General features: G+C 67.7%; 19 protein-coding genes. 11 read left to right on the top strand and 8 right to left on the bottom strand.

Translation table 11 applies throughout. The features are described from left to right. Positions 1-92: 92 nt before the first annotated feature. On the top strand, positions 93-1,028 hold the full coding sequence (dapF, locus tag ACQHGV_RS00765) for a diaminopimelate epimerase (protein ID WP_440979064.1): 936 nt from the start codon (positions 93-95) through the stop codon (positions 1,026-1,028). A 579-nt stretch (positions 1,029-1,607) separates the two neighbouring features. Continuing rightward, positions 1,608-2,432 (top strand): oxygenase MpaB family protein, encoded by an 825-nt coding sequence (locus ACQHGV_RS00760; RefSeq protein WP_440979063.1) that lies wholly within the window; start codon positions 1,608-1,610, stop codon positions 2,430-2,432. A 303-nt stretch (positions 2,433-2,735) separates the two neighbouring features. Here ACQHGV_RS00760 and ACQHGV_RS00755 read toward each other — a convergent pair whose 3' ends face one another. From ACQHGV_RS00755 to ACQHGV_RS00730, 6 genes are all read right to left on the bottom strand, one after another. Beyond that, a complete protein-coding gene (locus ACQHGV_RS00755; RefSeq protein WP_440979062.1) occupies positions 2,736-3,659 on the bottom strand; it encodes a winged helix DNA-binding protein in 924 nt (307 codons plus the stop codon). Positions 3,660-3,804: 145 nt separating this feature from the next. Beyond that, entirely contained in the window at positions 3,805-5,331 is a 1,527-nt protein-coding gene (locus ACQHGV_RS00750) for an NAD(P)(+) transhydrogenase (Re/Si-specific) subunit beta (protein ID WP_440980101.1), read from the bottom strand. 20 nt (positions 5,332-5,351) lie between these two features. Then, positions 5,352-5,651 (bottom strand): proton-translocating transhydrogenase family protein, encoded by a 300-nt coding sequence (locus tag ACQHGV_RS00745; RefSeq protein ID WP_440979061.1) that lies wholly within the window; start codon positions 5,649-5,651, stop codon positions 5,352-5,354. A gap of 1 nt (position 5,652) precedes the next feature. Beyond that, complete coding sequence (locus tag ACQHGV_RS00740) at positions 5,653-6,021, bottom strand: endonuclease domain-containing protein (protein WP_440979060.1); 369 nt, start codon at positions 6,019-6,021, stop codon at positions 5,653-5,655. Positions 6,022-6,149: 128 nt separating this feature from the next. Continuing rightward, entirely contained in the window at positions 6,150-7,277 is a 1,128-nt protein-coding gene (locus ACQHGV_RS00735; RefSeq protein WP_440979059.1) for an NAD(P) transhydrogenase subunit alpha, read from the bottom strand. Next, positions 7,277-7,411, bottom strand: a complete 135-nt coding sequence (locus tag ACQHGV_RS00730; RefSeq protein WP_221211521.1) for an aa3-type cytochrome c oxidase subunit IV — start codon at positions 7,409-7,411, stop codon at positions 7,277-7,279. The genes ACQHGV_RS00735 and ACQHGV_RS00730 overlap by 1 nt, the downstream gene beginning before the upstream one ends. A gap of 246 nt (positions 7,412-7,657) precedes the next feature. Here ACQHGV_RS00730 and ACQHGV_RS00725 point away from each other — a divergent pair, with 246 nt between their 5' ends. Then, a complete protein-coding gene (locus ACQHGV_RS00725) occupies positions 7,658-9,079 on the top strand; it encodes a sigma-54-dependent transcriptional regulator (RefSeq protein WP_440979058.1) in 1,422 nt (473 codons plus the stop codon). 136 nt (positions 9,080-9,215) lie between these two features. On the opposite strand, the gene ACQHGV_RS00720 is transcribed toward ACQHGV_RS00725, so the two are convergent. After that, complete coding sequence (locus ACQHGV_RS00720) at positions 9,216-10,100, bottom strand: bestrophin family protein (RefSeq protein WP_440979057.1); 885 nt, start codon at positions 10,098-10,100, stop codon at positions 9,216-9,218. A 281-nt stretch (positions 10,101-10,381) separates the two neighbouring features. Here ACQHGV_RS00720 and thiD point away from each other — a divergent pair, with 281 nt between their 5' ends. The 8 genes from thiD (at position 10,382) to ACQHGV_RS00680 (ending at position 18,503) form a co-directional block, all read left to right on the top strand. Continuing rightward, positions 10,382-11,209 (top strand): bifunctional hydroxymethylpyrimidine kinase/phosphomethylpyrimidine kinase, encoded by an 828-nt coding sequence (gene thiD / locus ACQHGV_RS00715; RefSeq protein ID WP_440979056.1) that lies wholly within the window; start codon positions 10,382-10,384, stop codon positions 11,207-11,209. A 166-nt stretch (positions 11,210-11,375) separates the two neighbouring features. Further along, the gene (locus tag ACQHGV_RS00710; RefSeq protein ID WP_440979055.1) at positions 11,376-11,972 is read left to right on the top strand and encodes a ribonuclease HII; all 597 of its coding nucleotides are present in this window, start codon (positions 11,376-11,378) and stop codon (positions 11,970-11,972) included. 338 nt (positions 11,973-12,310) lie between these two features. Next, a complete protein-coding gene (locus ACQHGV_RS00705; protein ID WP_276208019.1) occupies positions 12,311-13,450 on the top strand; it encodes a site-specific DNA-methyltransferase in 1,140 nt (379 codons plus the stop codon). Positions 13,451-13,587: 137 nt separating this feature from the next. Further along, positions 13,588-14,643 carry a dihydropteroate synthase gene (gene folP, locus ACQHGV_RS00700; RefSeq protein ID WP_440979054.1) on the top strand — a complete coding sequence of 352 codons (1,056 nt, stop codon included), beginning with the start codon at positions 13,588-13,590 and terminating at the stop codon, positions 14,641-14,643. Positions 14,644-14,694: 51 nt separating this feature from the next. Further along, positions 14,695-15,456: an exonuclease domain-containing protein gene (locus ACQHGV_RS00695; protein WP_183952506.1), complete on the top strand. Its 762-nt coding sequence runs from the start codon at positions 14,695-14,697 to the stop codon at positions 15,454-15,456. A 54-nt stretch (positions 15,457-15,510) separates the two neighbouring features. Continuing rightward, on the top strand, positions 15,511-17,010 hold the full coding sequence (locus ACQHGV_RS00690) for a sensor histidine kinase (protein WP_440979053.1): 1,500 nt from the start codon (positions 15,511-15,513) through the stop codon (positions 17,008-17,010). Beyond that, complete coding sequence (locus ACQHGV_RS00685) at positions 17,011-17,454, top strand: response regulator (RefSeq protein WP_409792940.1); 444 nt, start codon at positions 17,011-17,013, stop codon at positions 17,452-17,454. It begins immediately after the preceding gene. Further along, positions 17,451-18,503: a sensor histidine kinase gene (locus tag ACQHGV_RS00680; RefSeq protein ID WP_440980100.1), complete on the top strand. Its 1,053-nt coding sequence runs from the start codon at positions 17,451-17,453 to the stop codon at positions 18,501-18,503. Before ACQHGV_RS00685 ends, ACQHGV_RS00680 begins: the two co-directional genes overlap by 4 nt. 308 nt (positions 18,504-18,811) lie before the next feature. On the opposite strand, the gene ACQHGV_RS00675 is transcribed toward ACQHGV_RS00680, so the two are convergent. Beyond that, positions 18,812-19,561 carry a class I SAM-dependent methyltransferase gene (locus tag ACQHGV_RS00675; protein ID WP_440979052.1) on the bottom strand — a complete coding sequence of 250 codons (750 nt, stop codon included), beginning with the start codon at positions 19,559-19,561 and terminating at the stop codon, positions 18,812-18,814. Positions 19,562-19,703: the final 142 nt, after the last annotated feature.

Here is a 19,703-nt window from a genome sequence, read left to right as displayed (position 1 = left end):
CCGCCGCGATGGCAAGCCCCGGCCCGCTGGCGGCCGTCCCCCGGCTGGGCTAAGCGGGCGGCTCGACAGGTTTTTCTCCGGAGGTGTCGCCGATGCGGTTCGCGATCGTCAAATGCCATGGGTCGGGCAACGACTTCCCGATGATCGACGCGCGTACACTGTCCCTGAGCGAGGCGGAATGGGCGGGCGTGGCGCGCGCTCTGGCCGACCGCGCCGGACCGGTCGGCGGCGACGGGCTGCTCCTGCTGGTCCCCGGCGACGAGCGCGCCGAATTCGGCATGGTGATGCGCAACAGCGACGGCAGCGAGGCCGAGACGTGCCTGAACGGCGTGCGCTGCGTCGCGCGGGCAGGGTTCGAGGCGCTGGGGATCGACGCCGCCACCGTCCGGCTCAAGACCTCCTACGCCACCGCGTCGCATGACGCCGATCTGATGCCCGGAGTCTATACGGTGCGCGAGACCGCCGGCCCCGCCGGGCTGTCGACCGCCGCCTGGCCGATCCATGGCGCGCCCGAGCGGCTGGTCGATGCGGTGCTGCCGATGCTCGACCCCGCGCGCCGCTTCACCGCCGTCACCATGCCAAACCCCCATTTCGTCCATTTCGTCGAGACGGTGGACGAGGCCGAGCTGGTCCGGCTGGGCGAAATCTGCGAGGCCGCGCCCGACTGGCTACCGAACCGCGCCAATGTCTCCTTCGTCGAGCTGCGCGGGGACTCGCTGTTCGTCCGCACCTTCGAGCGCGGTGTCGGCCTGACCGACAGTTGCGGCAGCGCGATGGCGGCCTCGACCTATGCCGCCTGCCTGACCGGCCGGATCGCCTGGGACGTGGCCACCGTGGTGTTTAACCGTGGTGGCCTGGTCCGCGCCTTTGCGGGCGAGGACGGCATGGTCACGCTGTCGGGCAATGCGACCTATGAATGGGCGGGTTCGGTCACGGTCGACCTGGACACCGAAACGGCGAGCGATCTGGTGGTGGAGCGACGCTTTCCGGACGAGATCGCGGCATGGGAGGCGGCCAAGCGGGGGTGAGGTGTCGGGCGTGGCCTTCGACTTCGCTCAGGCGGAACGGCGGATTGGGAATAGGGCTCACCGCCGTTCCATCTGAGCGAAGCGGCAGCGCGTGACGGGCTCGCACCATGCGCTCTGCCAGACCGAGCACATGGCCCAGGCCGGATCGACATTCATTTCATTCCTCCCCTGGAAGGGGAGGTGGCAGGCCGCAGGCCTGACGGAGGGGTATCCCGGCTGGAGAGATTGGACTGCATCCGCGACCGGGGACACCGCTCCACCATCTTTAGGATAGTCCCCAGTATCAGGACGAACACCCCCGACGGACGTTTTCCATGGCATCAGCGGGTTGATGCCTTTGCTAGCGAGAACGGCATGGTCACGCTGTCGGGTATGCGACCGACGAATGGGCCGGTTCGGTCGCGGGCGACGTGCGGGGCGAGGCCTTCGACTTCGCTCAGGCTGAACGGCCGTTGAAGTGCATGGCATCGTCAGGCGCGATGGATACAGCCTGACCTCCGTTCCGCCTGAGCGAAGTCGAAGGCCACGCGACTCGCCGCGACCAACGCAACACCCCGCCACGCGGCGCGTTATCCGATCATGCTTCCCGTCCGCCGCCAGATCGCCGACCAGATACGCGACGTCGTCGGCAGCGACCGGATCGACCTGTCGCGGCCGCCCGGCGATGACGGACTGTTCGGCCCCGGTTCGGCGACCTGGGCAGTGCATGGCGATTTCACCGCGATGATGGCGGGCGGCATCGCATCGCTACTCATCCAGATGCTGCACCCTGCCGCGCTGGCGGGCGTGTGGGATCATAGCGATTTCCGCCGCGACATGGCGGGCCGGTTGCGGCGGACGGCAGGGTTCATCTCGGTCACCACCTATGGCTCGACCGAGGCGGCGGAGCGGATGATCGCGCGGGTGCGCGCCGTCCATACCCGTGTGAAGGGCAGCCTTCCCGACGGCACGCCCTATGCCGCCGATGATCCGCACCTGCTGACCTTCGTCCATGCCGCTGAGGTCGACAGCTTCCTGCGCGCGCACCGCACCTATCGCGATCCGGCCTTTCCCGATGCACGAGCCGACCAGTATCTGGCGGAGATGGCGACGCTCGCGCGGCGGCTGGGCGCGCAGGAGGTACCCGAGGACCGGCAGCAACTGGCGCGCTTCCTCGCCTCGGTCCGCACCGAGTTGCGGGTCGATGCACGAACGCGGGTGGTCGCGCGCACGCTCCTCAATCAGCCGGCACCCAGCCCGGCGCTGGCGCCGGTCAGCAAATGGCTGACCCAGGCGGGGATCGCGCTGCTCCCCGACTGGGCGGCGCGACTGCACGGTTTGGAGGCGACCAGCGCGATGCGACCGGCGATCCGGGTGGGCACGCGCCAACTGGGCGGCGCGATCCGCTGGGCGCTGGCGGGCTGAGCCAGGCCGGATCGACATTCCTCTCATCCTCCCCTGGAAGGGAAGGTGGCAGGCCTAGACCGGAATGACATCGTATCGAACCAATGCGAGCCCCTCCCCTGAAGGGGAGGGGTTGGGGTGGGGCATCGCCCCACACTGCCCGCCTGTGGAAGCGCCCCACCCCCGCCCCCCCCCTGAAGGGGAGGGGTGTGCAGGCCTGAGAGACTGGACCGCATCCACGACGGGGGCCGCCCCTTCACTATCCGTCGGATGCCCCCCTTACAGGATAGGAAAGCCGGTGAAGCGGCTGAAAGTCGATCCGGCCTACAGCGTCCCCAGCCGCCGCATCGCCGCCAGATAGGCGCGCATCCCCTCCAGCGCGCGCTCGGTCAACACCATGAACGCGCGGCGGCGATCGACGGGATCGGGTTGCCGCGCGAACAGCCCCGCCTCGGTCATCTTGCCGATCCAGCGCAGCGCGGTCGTCGGCGCGACGGCGGCGGCGATGCACAGGCTCGACACCGATACCCGCGTCCCCTCCAGATGCGCGGCGTAGAGATCGAGCAACATGTCCCAGGCCGGTTCCTCGAACAGCCCCGATCCGAAAAAGCCGTCGCGCAGCCGCCGCGCACGGATCATCCGGCGGATCAGTTCGGCATCGCCCGGCTGGACGCGGGCGGTCGCGGCGTGAAAGCTCTGATGCCGGTCGCTGACCCCGCCGCCGCGCCGGTCGTCGTCGCCATGGGTCGACAGCCGCGCCAGCACCTCGGCGATGCGCGCCACTTCGGCATTCAGCTGGCGCAGGCGTTCCGATTCGCCTTCATGGACATGGCTGTGCAGCATCGTCGCGCCGCTATTGGTCGCGCCCGCCACCGCCAGCGCGGCGACCAATTCCAGCTCGCTGGCGTCGCACAGCATGGCGACGCGCGGGCCGAGCAGCATCGCCGCGACCAGATCGATGTCCTCCACGGGCAGGCTGACGACCACCGACAGGTCGAGCGCGGTCGCCACCGCGTCGATCCGCGCCAGCGCGACCTCCATCGCCGCCGCCGGCGCGCCATGCGTGTCGATCAGCAGCAGCGGCCGCCCCGCCTGTCGCCCGATCTCCTCGGCCACCCCCGGCCAGTCGATGCTGCGCATCACCCGCCCGCCGGCCTGCCGCACCGCCTGCGCCGCCGCCCCCGCCAGCGCCGGGGCGCTGATCAGGACGACCGCGAATCCGTCGCCATAAGGATCATGCTGGTCCACATTCGCTCCCCCGCCCCGCGCCCATGGCGGCGCGCTTCGTCATCTGCGGTCGCACGGCACGGGCAACGCCAGGCCCCGCGCCCGCCGCCCTCGCCCTGCGACCCATGCGGACGTCCGGGAGTCGACGTCCGCTCGAATCAGGTGCTCAGCCGAGCGCCTTGACGATCTCTTCGACCATCTTCTTGGCGTCCGCCAGCAGCATCATGGTATTGTCGCGATAAAATAGCTCGTTATCGACGCCCGCATAGCCGACGCCGCCCATCGAGCGCTTGATGAACAACACCGTCTTGGCCTTTTCGACGTCGAGCACCGGCATGCCGTAGATGGGCGAGGAGCGATCGGTCTTGGCCGCCGGGTTGGTCACGTCGTTCGCGCCGATGACGAAGGCGACGTCGGTCTGCGCGAACTCGGCGTTGATGTCCTCCAGCTCGAACACCTCGTCATAGGGCACGTTCGCCTCGGCCAACAGCACGTTCATATGGCCGGGCATGCGGCCGGCGACCGGGTGGATGGCGTATTTGACGCGCACGCCTTCCTTCTTGAGGAGATCGCCCATCTCGCGCAGGACATGCTGCGCCTGCGCCACCGCCATGCCGTATCCGGGGACGATCACGACCTGCTCGGCCTGGCTCATCAGGAAGGCCGCGTCCTCGGCGCTGCCGCGCTTCCATGGGCGATCGACCGCCGCGCCACCGCCGGCTGCCCCGGCATCGCTGGCACCGAAGCCGCCCGCGATCACGCTGATGAAGCTGCGGTTCATCGCCCGGCACATGATATAGGACAGGATCGCGCCTGACGACCCGACCAGCGCGCCGGTGATGATCATCGCGCTGTTGTGGAGCGTGAAACCCATCGCCGCCGCCGCCCAGCCCGAATAGCTGTTCAGCATCGACACCACGACCGGCATGTCCGCGCCACCGATGGGGATGATCAGCAGGAAGCCGATGGCAAAGGACAGGATCGTGATCGTCCAGAAGATCCACGGCGCCTGATCCCGCGTGAACATCGCGACCAGAATGACGATCGCGCCAAGGATACCGAGGTTCAGCGCATGGCGGCCGGGCAGCAGGATCGGCTTGCCCCCCATATTGCCGTTGAGCTTGAGGAAGGCGATGACCGAGCCCGAAAAGGTGATCGCGCCGATCGCGACGCCCAGCGCCATTTCCACCCGGCTGACGACATGGATGCTGGCAAAGGGCTGTCCGATCAGGGGCACGACCATGTCGGCGATGTCGAAGGCGAGCGGGTTCAGGAAGGCGGCGCAGGCGACCGCGACGGCGGCGAGGCCGACCAGCGAGTGGAAGGCGGCGACCAGCTGCGGCATTGCGGTCATCGCGATGCGCCGCGCGGTGGTGATGCCTACAGCCGCGCCCAGGCCGATGGCGGCGAGGATTTCGAAGGCCGTGACCAGATCGACGAAGTCGTCGCCGAACGCCAAGGACGGGCCGTGCGCACCGCTCACGCCGCCTAGCGGCACGTGGGTAACGAGCGTCGTGACGACGGCGATGGCCATGCCGATCATGCCGAATCGGTTGCCCCGCTGGCTGGTCGTCGGGCTCGACAGCCCGCGCAGCGCCAGGATGAAGCACACACCCGCCACCAGATAGGCGAGCGAGACCCAAGGGTTGGCGGCGATGGCCTCGACCGCAGGGGTGAGCGGCGCGGGCGGCAGCGCAGGTGACACTGGGGCGATCACGAGCGCTTCTCCTTCTTGCGGTACATGGCGAGCATCCGCTGCGTCACCGCAAAGCCGCCGAAGATGTTGATGCTGGCCAGCACCACCGCCGCCAGCCCCAGCCACTTGGCCACCCCCGACCCCGTCGATCCCGAGGTGGCGGCGGACGCGATCAGCGCGCCGACGATGATGACCGAGGAGATGGCGTTGGTCACCGCCATCAACGGCGTGTGCAGCGCCGGCGTCACCGACCAGACGACATAATAGCCGACGAAACACGCCAGCACGAAGATCGACAGAATCGATATGAAGTCCATGCTATTCCTCCCCGGTATGGCGGCTGGCGGCGGTGGTCAGGATATGGCTCGTCACGCCCTCGATGTTCTTATGGATGTCGGTCGCAGCAATGCGCAGCGTGGTCAGGCCACGGTCGGCGAACCAGTTGTCTCGCGATGCATCCCGTTTTGGCCGATCGCCGCGATTGTGCGCTTCGCTATCCACTTCAATGACCAGCCGTGCCTCATGGCAATAGAAGTCAGCAATGTAGGGGCCTGAGGGATGCTGACGCCGGAATTTTAATCCGCCTGGACGATAGCGGAGGACCTGCCACAGGGTGATTTCAGGCGCCGACATATCCTGCCGCAACTCACGCGCACTGTCGCCAACCCCATCGATTCCCTGCAACATTCAATTCCTCCCCTGCAAGGGGAGGTGGCAGGCCGAAGGCCTGACGGAGGGGTGTCCCCCTCTCGATAGCGCGACACCCCTCCGACGCGCTGCGCGCGCCACCTCCCCTGCAAGGGGAGGAATAGGGGTCATGACTGCAACCTCGGATTCACCACCTGCCCGTCTTTCGTCAGGCGGATCGCATCGCCGATCTCGACATCCAGCACCGGCCGGCCGGCATCCTTGTCCCAGAAGGCCGCGAGGAAATTGTACAGGTTGCGCGCGAACAGCGCGGAGGCGTCGGCGGCGAGCAGGCTGGGCATGTTGCGGTGGCCGACGATCGTCACGCCGTGCCGCCGCACCACCTCGCCCGCGACCGCGCCCTCGACATTGCCGCCAGCCTCGACCGCCAGATCGACGATCACGCTGCCGGGGCGCATCGACGCGATCTGCGCATCGGTGACGAGGCGCGGGGCGGGGCGGCCGGGGATCAGCGCGGTGGTGATGACGATGTCCTGCTTGGCGATATGCCCGGCGACCAGCTCGGCTTGCGCCCGGCGATATTCCTCGCTCGTCTCGCCGGCATAGCCGCCCGTGCCCTCGCCCTCGATCCCCGCCACGCCCTCGACGAAGATCGGCTTGGCGCCCAGCGACTGGATCTGCTCACGTGTGGCCGAGCGGACATCGGTGGCCGACACCTGCGCCCCCAGCCGCCGCGCGGTCGCGATCGCCTGCAGCCCGGCGACGCCCACCCCCATCACGAAGGCGCGCGCGGCAGGGATCGTCCCCGCCGCCGTCATCATCATCGGAAAGGCACGGCCATAGGCGCTCGCCGCCTCCAGCACCGCCTTGTAGCCGGCCAGGTTCGACTGCGACGACAATATGTCCATCGACTGGGCGCGGGTTATACGCGGCATCCAGTCCATCGCCAGCGCCTCCAGCCCGGCGGCGGCATAGCCGGCCACCGTCTCGCGTCGTCGAACGGGATCGAAGGCCGCGACCACCCAGCCCCCCGGCGCCATGCCCGCCAGCATCGCCGGCTCGGGCGCCTGTACCGCCAGCACGATGTCCGCCCCCGCCAGAACGCCCGCGCGGTCGGCGACGGTCGCGCCCGCCTGTTCGTAATCGCCGTCCGCGATCCCGGCCCGCTCCCCCGCCCCGCGCTCGACCGCCACGCGCGCGCCCAGCGCGATCAGCTTGCGCACCGTCTCCGGCGTGGCGGCGACGCGACGTTCGGCCTCGGCGCTTTCGAGCAGGACCGCGATGCCGGGGGGCATCAGGCGATCAGCCAGATGACGATCGCAACCAGGATGGCGGCCGCGACCGCGCCCCATTTGAGCAAGGCGATCATCAGGTCATAGGTCGCGACATTGCTCTTGATGTCGCCCGTGCCGGTGTCGTTGGCGGCCATGGTCCCTCACCTCCGATATCGCGTCGGGACATTGATCGCCCCGTTCGCCTTGGCCGCGAGTGTATGCGCCCGCGTGAGGGGATCAACCCCGAAAGGACCGAATCGCCGAACCCCGCATCCTTGCCGATGATTGGAAAGACGAGAGAAATTGACTCGGCCGCGCGGACAACGAAAACTGTCCCGAATTAACGCGGATTTTAACGAAATTGCGCTATAGAGCGGCCAACAGGGGTTACAGGACTGGTTATGACGCGCAACGGCCAACGTTTGCTGCTGCTGATTGACGATGAACCTGCCCAGCGCCGGCTGATCGCCGCGCTGGCGCAGCGGGGCGGCTGGCGTACCCTGTTCGCGACCGATGCCGACATGGCCGCCTCGATCATGGGATCGGCGCAGGGGCGCGAGCTGGACGCGGTGCTGATCGATCACTGGGCGCCGGGGGCCGATGCCACCGCGCTGATCGCCGAATGCCACGCCCTTCGCCCCGAACTGCCCATCCTGATGCTGACCGCCAATGATTCGGTGGCGCAGGCGGTGGCGGCGATGCGCGCCGGCGCCACCGACTTCCTGGTCAAGCCGCTGGCCCCCGAACGACTGCTCGCCGCGCTGGAAGCCTGCGTCGCGGCCCAGACCAGCGGCGAACTGCGCCCGCTGACCGAAAAGATCCCCGCGCTGCTCGCCTTTGACGAGATCGTCGGCGACGCCCCCGAATTCCGCGCCGCACTGGGTGTCGCGGCCAAGGCGGCACGCGCGCGCGTGGCGGTGCTGATCGAGGGCGAGGGCGGCGTCGGCAAGGAATCGCTGGCCGAGGCGATCCATGTCGCCAGCCCGCGTGCGCAGCGTGAGATGGTGCGCGTCAACTGCGCCGCCACCCCCGCCAACATGCTCGACAGCATCATCTTCGGCCATGAGGAAGGTGCCTTTGCCGGCGCGTTCGAACGCCGGGTGGGCAAGATCGTCGAGGCGGACGGGTCGAGCCTGTTCCTCGACGAGATCGCCGGCATGCCGCTCGATACGCAAGGCCGGCTGCTCGACATGCTCCAGACGGGCGCGATCGTGCCGCTGGGCGCGCGCCATGCCCGCGAGGTCGATGTGCGCGTGATCGCCGCCGCCGATGGCCGATTGCTGGAGGCGGTCGAGGCCGGGCGCTTCCGCGAGGACCTCTATTACAAGCTCAACGTCGTCCACGTCGCCATCCCGCCGCTGCGCGACCGGGCGGACGACATTCCCGCGCTGACCCGCCATCTGCTCGACCGGATCGCGCAGCAGCCGGGGCTGTTCGCGCTCGACATCACCGACGAGGCGCTCGACCTGCTGCGCCGTTACGACTGGCCGGGCAATGTCCGACAGTTGCAGAACGCCCTCTTCCGCGCCGCCGTGCTGTGCGAGGGCGATGCCCTGACGCCCGCCGATTTCCCGCAGATCGCCTCGCTGGGCGATCGGCCCGCCGCCGCATCGGGCGCACAGAGCGCGCTGCATAATGGCGGGATCAACCTGTTCCGCCCCGACGGCAATCTGCGTCCACTGGAGGATATCGAGGCCGATGTCATCCGTCTGGCGATCGGCCATTATCGCGGTCGCATGACCGAGGTGGCGCGCCGGCTGGGGATCGGCCGGTCGACGCTCTACCGCAAGCTGGGCGAACTCGGCATCGATAACGCGGCGTGAGTGTCAATTCCTCCCCTATAAGGGGAGGTGGCAGGGCGAAGCCCTGACGGAGGGGTGTCCCGCTATCGAATAGGTGACACCCCTCCACCAGCTTCGCTGGTCCCCCTTCCCTTGCAGGGGAGGATTTTCAGAAACTTTACCACAACACCCCGTCGACGGGCTTCATCGGCTCGGGCGCGGGGTCGCCGATCGCCTGGAGCAGGTCGATCTCGATCGTGCGGCACATCGCGCTCAGCGGCAGGTCGTGGACCGTGTCGCTGAACGGATCGACCAGATCGTCACCGATCTGCAGCGCCGCCAGGAACATCAGGCCCGCGATCGACGACCCCACGGGCGTCGCGAAGCCCAGCGTCTCGACCAGGCCGATCGGCAGCAATACGCAGAACAGCCGTGTGAAAAAGGCCGGGATGAAGCGATACTGGTTGGGCAGCGGCGTGTTCTTCAGTCGCTCCATGCCGCCCTGCGAATTGGCGATGTCGACCAGCACCGATTCCATCTGCGTCTGCTGGATGGTGTCGATCCAGCCCTTGCGCTGGGCGTCCGCGATCCGGCGGCCGGTGCCGTCGAGCAGGCCGTTGGCGGTGTTGGTCCGCTCGAGCGCCGGCTCAGCCTCGCCGCGCGACAGGAAGCGCAGCACCTCGCCATCGACGGGCTGCTTGCGCAGCTGGCAGCGCAGCGCGTTCACATAGGCGATCTGGCGCAGCACGATCGAGCGCTTCAGGTCATGCGCATCGGGTTCGGGCAGGAAGTTGCGCGCGCTGCGGGCGATGTTGCGCGAGGCGTTGATCATCAGGCCCCAAAGCTGCCGCCCTTCCCACCAGCGCTGATAGGCCGAGTTGGTGCGAAAGCCGAGGAACAGCGCCAGCGCCGTACCGAACAGCGTCAGAGGCAGCGACGGCGCCTTGAACGGCAGGACATAGTAAGCGACGGTGACCACCACGTCCCAGATGAACAGCGCCAGCAGCGGACGCCACACCTCGGCGATGATGACACGGGTCCGGGGTACGGCATCGACGATCAAAACAGGTCTCCCTCAAGCGGCCACACCATGGGTCTCATCGCGCAGCAACGCCGAACCATCCGGTTGGATGCGCCTGCGAAATAAGTGCGGGAGGCTCGGAGGAAAGAGCGAACCGCGCTCCGGACATCAAACGTCACGAACCGCCATGGACTTGCCTTGGACCGGGCGGCGCGCAAATCGTTCAAACATAGGCATTTGCGGCGATGGCCACGCCGCCGTCACCGCGACCGCGCCGCGTGCCGCCCTTGCCGCGCGGGGGCTTGGCGGGCATGACAAAAATTATGACGTCCGCTCCCCCGCCCCGCATTCTGATCGTCGCCGGCTCCGATTCCGGTGGGGGTGCAGGCATTCAGGCGGATATCAAGACGGTGGCGATGCTGGGCGGCTATCCGATGACCGCGATCACCGCGATCACCGCGCAGAACACTTTGGGGGTGCAAGCGGTGCACCCCGTTCCCACCGATATGGTCCTGGCGCAGATCGACAGCGTGCTGAGCGACATCGGCGCCGACGCGGTCAAGATCGGCATGATCGGATCGGCCGAGACCGCGCATGCACTCGCCGACCGGTTGGAGACGCTGGAACTGCCGGTCGTGTTCGATCCCGTCATGATCGCGACCAGCGGTTCGGTGCTGGCCGATGCGGATGTCATCGCCGCCTTCCGCCGTTTCCTGGGCCTCGCCGCGCTGACCACCCCCAATCTGCCCGAACTGGCGGCGCTGGGCGGCGAGGCGGTGGTGCGGCATCAGACGCGCGCGCTGCTGGTCAAGGGCGGGCATGGCGAAGGGCCGGTGATCGAGGACCGGCTGGTCGAGCCGGGTGGCGAACAGCGCTGGCAGCATCCCCGATTGGAGACGACGTCCACCCACGGCACCGGCTGTACGCTGGCCAGCGCGATCGCGACCGGGCTGGGTCAGGGGCTGCCGCTGGCCGATGCGGTCGACCGCGCCATCGCCTTCGTCCAGGCCGCACTCGCCGCCGCGCCGGGGCTTGGTGCGGGGCATGGGCCGATGGGGCACGGGCTGGGCATGGTGCCCTTCTACCACCTGCTCGCCGCGCTCAGCCGGGAAGGCTGGAATGCCGCCGCCTTCGCCGCACGCTGGGGGTAATCCTTATCCTCCCCTGTAAGGGGAGGTGGCAGGCCGCAGGCCTGACGGAGGGGTGTCGCCCTCTCGATAGCGGGACACCCCTCCGACGCGCTTCGCGCGCCACCTCCCCTTACAGGGGAGGAATGGGCGCCTTCCAATCGCAGTTCCTCCGCGATAGAGCGCCGCCATGGTCGATCACAGTTTTCCCGCCCCCCTGTGCGGCGTGGACGAAGCGGGGCGCGGGCCGCTGGCGGGGCCGGTGGTCGCGGCCGCCGTCATCCTGCCCGAGCGGGACTGCCCCGCCGGCATCAACGATTCCAAGAAGCTGACCGAGAAGACCCGCGCGCGCCTGTGTGCCGAAATCCGCGCCTGTGCGATCGTCGGGATCGGCGTGGTCGAGCCCGAGGAGATCGACCGGCTCAACATCTATTGGGCGACGATGAAGGCGATGACGCTGGCGGTCGACGCGGTGGTCGAGACGCTGGGATGCCAGCCGGCGCATGTGCTGGTCGACGGCAACAAGTTGCCCAAATGGAACTATGCCGCCACCGCGATCGTGGGCGGCGATGCCAAGTCGCTGGCGATCGGCGCGGCCTCGATCGTCGCCAAGCATGTCCGCGACGAGATGATGATCGCCGCCGCCGAGACATGGCCCGCTTATGGATGGCACAGCAACAAGGGCTATGGCTCGGCCACGCATCTGGCGGCGCTTCGCGAACATGGCCCCACCCCACTCCACCGCCGCAGCTTCGCGCCTGTGGCGCAATGTTATCTCGACCTTTGATCGCTTATTCCTCCCCAAGCTATGCTTGGGGAGGGGGACCATCGCGTTTGCGATGGTGGAGGGGCCAGACGAACCGGCCATGCCCCTCCACCACGCCCTGCGGGCGCGGTCCCCCTCCCCATCTGACGATGAGGAGGATTTTACGGTTAACCCGAGTCGCAACCGCCACACCCCACTCCCTTGGGGGCGGAGTTATCCACAGCCCCCATATCTGCCACGAAATCGCAACACGTCGTCGAATCTGGCGGAATCCCGCGAGTCGCGAACGCGAATCGCCTCTTGACGTATGACTCATTCCGGGTGGATGCGAAGGGCTGAGGGCAGAAGGAACGCAGACGATGGGGGTCATCCAGACGGTGGGAAGGCCGATCGCGGCACGGCCGGTTTCGGCGGAGCGCGAGGATGCCCTGCCGCTCGACCAAATCCTGATGGGCGACTGTATCGCCGCACTCCGCTCGCTGCCCGACAAGTCGGTCGACATGGTGTTCGCCGACCCGCCCTATAACCTTCAACTCGGCGGCGAACTGTTCCGCCCCGATGGCAGCCATGTCGATGCCGTCACCGACGCCTGGGACAAGTTCGACACCTTCGCCGCCTATGACGCCTTCACCCGTGCCTGGCTGGCCGAATGCTACCGCGTGCTCAAGGACAATGGCTCGCTCTGGGTGATCGGCAGCTATCACAACATCTTCCGCGTCGGGACCGCGGTGCAGGATCTGGGCTTCTGGATCTTGAACGACATCATCTGGCGCAAGTCCAACCCCATGCCCAATTTCAAGGGCACCCGCTTCACCAACGCGCACGAGACGCTCATCTGGGCGTCGAAGGGCGAGAAGGCGAAATACACCTTCAACTATCGTTCGATGAAGACGCTGAACGACGAAATCCAGATGCGATCGGACTGGGAATTCCCGATCTGCGGCGGGCAGGAGCGGCTGAAGAAGGACGGGCACAAGGTCCATCCGACCCAGAAGCCCGAGGCGTTGCTCTATCGCATCCTGCTCGCTTGCACCCGGCCGGGCGATGTGATCGCCGACCCCTTTTTCGGCACCGGCACCACCGGCGCGGTCGCCAAGCGGCTCGGCCGTCGCTGGATCGGGATCGAGCGCGAGCCGACCTATTGCGCCGCGGCGATCGAACGGATCGAGGCCGCGCTGCCCTTGGACGAAAGCGCGCTGGCGACGATGCAGAGCCCCAAGGCGCAGCCCAAGGTGGCGTTCGGGACGCTGGTCGAGAACGGCTACCTCATGCCCGGCATGCCGTTGATGGATGCCAAGCGCAAATGGCGCGCGACGGTGCGCGCGGACGGGTCGCTATTGTCCGAATGCGGGCAGGCGGGGTCGATCCACCGACTGGGTTCGCTGCTCCAGAACCGGCCGACCTGCAATGGCTGGACCTTCTGGCATTATGAGCTGGAGGGCGCGCTGAAACCGATCGACGCGATGCGCCAGACCTGGCTGCTCGCGACGCAGCCCTGACCCTATTCCTCCCCTGTAAGGGGAGGTGGCGCGCGTAGCGCGTCGGAGGGGTGTCCCCCTCTCGATGGCGCAACACCCCTCCGTCAGGGCTTCGCCCTGCCACCTCCCCTTACAGGGGAGGATTTTGGATTATCACGATGCACCTGCGCCCCGTCCAATTCGTCGACACCCCGGTCGGTCTGGAAGACGGCAGCGCCCTGCGTCTGGCGGGCGGAATGCAGTGGTTCGCCGCCTATGAGGTGCGCGAGGGCCCCAACCGCCGCATCGTACCCGTCGCACGGTTCGCGCAGGAACTGGGCGGCTCCCCCCGTGCCGAGGCGCTCCACGCCGCCTTCACCACCCCCCGCAGCCCCTGGGTCATGGGGCCGCGCACACTGCGCTTCGACCAGCCGCAGGTCGCTGCGATCCTGAACGTCACGCCCGACAGCTTCTCCGATGGCGGCAAGCATGTCGGCGATCCGGCCGCCGCCGCCGATAGCGGCATGGCGATGGCGGCGCTGGGCGCGGCCGTCATCGATCTGGGCGGCGAGTCCACCCGTCCCGGTGCCGCCCCCGTCTGGGAAGGCGATGAGGTCGCCCGCACCGCCCCGGTCATCGAGCGGCTGGCACGCGGCGGCGCGCTGGTGTCGATCGACACGCGGAAAGCTGCCGTGATGGAAGCCGCGCTCGCCGCCGGCGCGGGCATCGTCAACGATGTCGCCGCGCTGCTGTGGGACGACCGCGCGCTGGAGGTGGTGGCCAAGGCGGGCTGCCCCGTCATCCTGATGCACTCGCCCGATCCCGAAAAGGGCGGGCATGGCCGGGTCGGGTATGGCGATGTCGTCACCGAGGTGTTCGATTGGCTGGAGGCGCGCATCGCGGCGGTCGTGGCGGCGGGCGTCGATCGGTCGCGGATCATGGTCGATCCGGGCATCGGCTTCGGCAAGTCGCTCGCCGACAATCTGGCGCTGGTCAACGGCCTGGCGATCTTCCACGGACTGGGCTGCCCGATCATGCTGGGGGCCAGCCGCAAGCGGATGATCGGCGCGCTGTCGAACGAAGCGCCCGTCGACGCCCGGCTGGGCGGGTCGCTAGCGCTGGCGATCAAGGGCGCGGAGGCGGGCGTCCAGCTGATCCGCGTGCATGACGTGGCGGAAACGGTGCAGGCGCTGCATGTCTGGCGGGGCTTACGCGACCGCGCCCTGATGGGATAGCGCGGGGATAAGGCCCTCGCTTTTCGGGGCCCAAACGCCCACATAGGGGCGATGCAGCGTCCCCAGCCCCAGATTATCCGCGTCATCGATTTGGAGACGACCGGACAGGCCCCGCCCACCCACGGCGTGTGCGAGATCGGCTGGCAGGACGTCGCGCTGGGCAAGGACGGCCGCTGGGAGCTGGAAGGCGAAGGCGGCAGCATCCTGGTCAATCCGGGCCGCCCCATCCCGCCGATCACCCAGGCGATCCACCATATCCTCGACGAGCAGGTCGCCGATGCGCCGTGGTGGCATGATGTCGCGCGCCGCGTGCTCGATCCCTGGCCGCGCCGTATCGCGCTGGCCGCGCACCGCGCCGATTTCGAGCAGCAATATTGCACCCCCGCCATGACCCAGTCGGCCGACTGGATCTGCACCTGGAAGTGCGCGCTGCGCCTGTGGCCCGACAGCCCCAGCTTTTCCAATCAGGTGCTGCGATACTGGCGCAAACCCGATGGGCTGGTGCATGAGCGCGGTCTGCCCATCCACCGCGCCTTTCCCGACGCCTATGTCACCGCGCACCATCTACGTGATCAGCTGAACGAGGCGAGCGTCGCGCAATTGCTCGAATGGTCGCGCAGCCCCGGCCTGTTGCCGCGCGTCCGCTACGGCCCCGATCGCGGCAAGGACTGGCGCGAGATCGATGAGGAATCGCTGATCGGCTTCCTCAGCGACCGCGATCCCGATGTCCGCTTCACTGCCGAGACCGAGATGGCGCGGCGGCAGGGCGGCGGCCATGTCGGCCGCCCCAGCGCGCAGGAATTGTTGCTGTAACAGGGACGTAACGGCTCTGGCGCCGCCCCCGCTCCTTCGATAAGGCATGGCGTCATGCAGGGGGCCAGCACCACGCCATCCGCCGAGAGCCCGATCGGCCGCATCCTGATCACCGCGATGGTGACGGGCTTCCTGGCGCTGCTGATCGCGGCCGCCACCGCCGGCTATGCCCTGCAGCAGGGCAACCGGCATACCGATTGGGTCATCCACACCTATCGCGTCGAAAGCGTGCTGACCGAGGTGCGCCGGCTGGTCGAGCAGAAGGAGACCGCACGGCGCGGCTATATGCTGGCAGGCACACGGCCCTTTCTCGACAGCTTTGACCAGGCATCGGCCGCGCTTGCCCCGCGCGTTGCCGAACTCCACGCGCTGACCGCCGACAATCCCAACCAGCGCGCGCCGATGGCCGAGGTGCTGCGCCGCCTGGCCGCGCTCGACGCGGTGCAGCGGATGACCAACAGCCTTGTCGACCAGGGTCGCGGGGCCGAGGCGCTGCGCCGGTTCCGCGGCGATAGCGGCCTGGAGCGCGTACGGCGGCTGCGCGAGACCTTTCAGACCATGGCGCATGAGGAGCGGCGGCTGCTGAACCTGCGCGACGCCGAACAGAACGCCAACCGGCGGATGTTCTCGGTCGTGGTGGTGGTCGCCGGCCTGCTGCTGGTGCTGGTCACGCTGATCTCGTTCCTGACGGTCCGGCGCTATACCCGCGAACTGGGCGAGTCGCGCGACGCGCTGTCGACGCTGAACGCGACGCTGGAGGAGCAGGTGACCGAGCGCACCGCCGATCTGGCGCTGGCGAACGAGGAGATTCAGCGTTTCGCCTATATCGTCAGCCATGATCTGCGCTCGCCGCTGGTCAACGTCATGGGCTTCACCGCCGAGCTGTCGGCGGCCGCACAGCCGCTGGCCGAGCTGATCGACCGCGCCGAGGCGGAGGCGCCGCACATCGTGACCGAGGAGGCGCGGCTGGCCGCGCGCGAGGATCTGCCCGAGGCGATCGGTTTCATCCGCACCTCGACCGCCAAGATGGACCGTCTGATCAACGCCATCCTGAAGCTCAGTCGCGAGGGGCGCCGCGTGCTGGCGCCCGAGATGATCGCGCTCGACCAGCTGGTCGAACAGATCACCGATTCGATCCGCCACGTCATCGACGATCGCGGCGTCACGGTGACGATCGAACGCCCGATGCCGGTCATCGTCAGCGACCGGATCGCGCTGGAGCAGATTCTCTCGAACCTGATCGAGAATGCGACCAAGTACCGCCACCCGACCCGCGCCGCCGAGGTGCATATCTCCGCCGAGGAAACGCGCGGCCGGGTGATCGTCGCGGTGCGCGACAATGGCCGGGGCATCGACCCGCGCGACCATCAGCGCATCTTCGACCTGTTCCGCCGGTCGGGGCAGCAAGACCAGCCGGGCGAGGGCATCGGCCTCGCCCATGTCCGTGCGCTCGCTTACCGTCTGGGCGGTACGATTTCGGTCGAATCCCAACTGGGTGAAGGCGCGACCTTCTTCCTTTCGCTACCCCCATCCCTTTCCATCGAAAGTGCCTGAATGAACGACCATCGCTCCGTTGGCATCGTCATGATCGAGGATGACGAGGGCCATGCCCGCCTGATCGAGAAGAATATCCGCCGCGCCGGGATTCTGAACGACATCCGTCACTTCACCGACGGCACGACCGCGCTCGACTATCTGTTCCATGCGCCCGACGGCCCGGCCAAGAGCGGCCCGGCGATGGTCCTGCTCGACCTGAACCTGCCCGATATGAGCGGCACCGACATCCTGGCGCGGATCAAGGAAGAGGGCAGCCCCCTGAAGCGCGCGCCCGTCGTCGTGCTGACCACCACCGACGACAAGGTGGAGATCCAGCGCTGCTACGACCTGGGCTGCAACGTCTATATCACCAAGCCGGTGAACTATGAGAATTTCGCCCAGGCGATCCGTCAGCTCGGCCTGTTCCTGTCGGTGATCCAGGTTCCGGAAGTCGAGGGCTGACCCCGCTTCCTGCCCCGGCCGCGACGGAGGGTGCGCGCATCCTCTATATCGACGATGACGACGCGCTGCGCCGGCTGGTGACGCGCGCGCTCGCCCGGCGGGGCTGGACGGTGACGGGGGCGGCCTCGGGTGCGGAGGGGCTCGCGCTGGCGGCCGAAGGCGGTTTCGATCTGGTCGCGGTCGATCATTATATGCCGGGCTTGGACGGGCTGGAGACGCTGAGCGCGATCAACGCGCTCCCCGCGCCGCCGCCGGTGGTCTATGTCACCGGATCGGACGAGGGCCGCATCGCCGTCGCCGCGCTGAAGGCCGGCGCCGCCGACTATGTGGTGAAGGCGGTCGGCGAGGATTTCTTCGACCTGCTCGCCGCCAGTTTCGAACAGGTGCTCGACCGCACCCGACTGGAGCGCGCCAAGGCGGAAGCCGAGGCCGAGCTGCGCGCCTCCAACGCCCGGCTGGAGGCGATGCTGAGCGAGGTCAATCACCGCGTCGCCAACTCGCTGCAACTCGTCTCGGCGATGATCGGCCTGCAAAAGGGCGTGATGACCGACGCGCACGCACGCGAGGCGCTGGAGGATACGCAGCGGCGAATCCGCGCGATCGCGCAGGTGCACCGCCGGCTTTATACCGCCAATGATGTCGAGCAGGTCGATCTGCGCGACTATCTCGGCGCGCTGGTCGAGGAACTCGGCGAAAGCTGGTCGAGCGACGCCCTCCCCCGCACGCTGACCCTGACCGCCGAGCCGATCCGGGTAAAGACCGACCGCGCCGTGTCGATCGGGGTGATCGTCACCGAGCTGGTCACCAACGCCTGCAAATACGCCTATCCGGGCGCGGCGGGCGAGGTGCGCATTTCGGTGGCGCAGGGCGACGGGCATTGCCTGCTGGCGGTCGAGGATGACGGCTGCGGCATGGCGGCGGACCAGAAGCCGCAAGGCACCGGACTGGGCGCCAAACTGATCCGCGCGATGGCGCAAAGCCTGCAGACGGTGGTGGAATATGACCCGGCGCATAGGGGCGTGCGCGCGGTGATGCGGGTGCCGGTTTAGGCTTTTCGGTGGCGGGCGGTCCGTGGTCTTCGACTTCGCTCAGGCTGAACGGTTGTTGTGGAAGCCCCGCTCCCTCGCTCCGTTCAGCCTGAGCGAAGTCGAAGGCGACGCTTCACCCTCACCTCTAACCGCTCCCCTCCCGTAAACGGGAGGGGATGGGGGAGGGCAAAGGGGTCTCACCGAGACCATTGTCTGTGGCCTAGCCCCTCCCCAACCCAGTTCCAGGTAAACGATGCCCCCGCATCGTTTAGGTCATGCCGGGGGCATGACCGACCTTGAACTCCCTGCCGGGAGAGGGGCTTTGAACCTCAGGGCTTACGGAACTTATAAACGAACTGATCGGTCTGCCCACGAATGGCGGGGTCGAAGACATTCTTCGAATGATCATCCGCCGGATTGCGCAGCACCCGGCTTTCCCCGACGAAGCGGAAGCCCACCGACTGGACCTGTCGCTTCACATAGTCGGGATCGATCCGGTGCGTCGTATTGGTGTTGGCCAGCCCCCGGCCCGCCGTGTCGGCATGGTCGATGATGACATAGGTGCCGCCCGACTTCAGCAGCTTGAACACCGCCTGATCGAACGCCCGCAGCGCGGGTTCGCCCGCATTGTTGGCGACATCGTGATAGTTCTGGACGGTCCAGAACAGGTCGACCGGCTTGTCCGAGGCGGGGAGATTGACCGCCTGCACCTGCGCGGTCGCGTTGGGTAGGTTCCAGCTTTGGATCACGGGCAGCGACTTCTCGGCATATTTCTGCCCGGCGGCGGGCCAATAGGCATAGACATGGCCCTTCGGCCCGACGATGCCCGAGAAGATGCGCGTCCAGTAACCCTTGCCGGGCAGGTAATCGATCACCGTGTCGCCGGGCTTCACACCCGAAAAAGCGAGCACGGCGGCGGCCTGGCGCCGCGCGTCGTCGCCCGCTTGGTCGGCGCGCGCCGGGTCGGCCAGCGCGGCAGTGATGGTAGCGGGAACCTTGACCGGAGCGGCAGGCTTTTGCTGCGCCACCGCGACGGTTGCGCCCGCCGCCAGCATCAGTCCCAGTGCGATCGCCTTCATGCCTGCTCTCTCCTGCTTGCTACCGATGCCATCATTCCCAACCGCCGTTCAGGCTGAGCGAAGTCGAAGCCCAAGCGAATCCCGTGGCCTTCGACTTCGCCCAGCCTGAACGGAGGGTAGGAATATCCGAACCAGCCCGGAT

The sequence above is a fragment of the Sphingomonas pseudosanguinis genome (genome assembly GCF_052056765.1).
Classification (GTDB): domain Bacteria; phylum Pseudomonadota; class Alphaproteobacteria; order Sphingomonadales; family Sphingomonadaceae; genus Sphingomonas; species Sphingomonas pseudosanguinis.
Note: the sequence above shows the minus strand (reverse complement) of the source record. Positions and strands in the feature narration are given on the sequence as shown.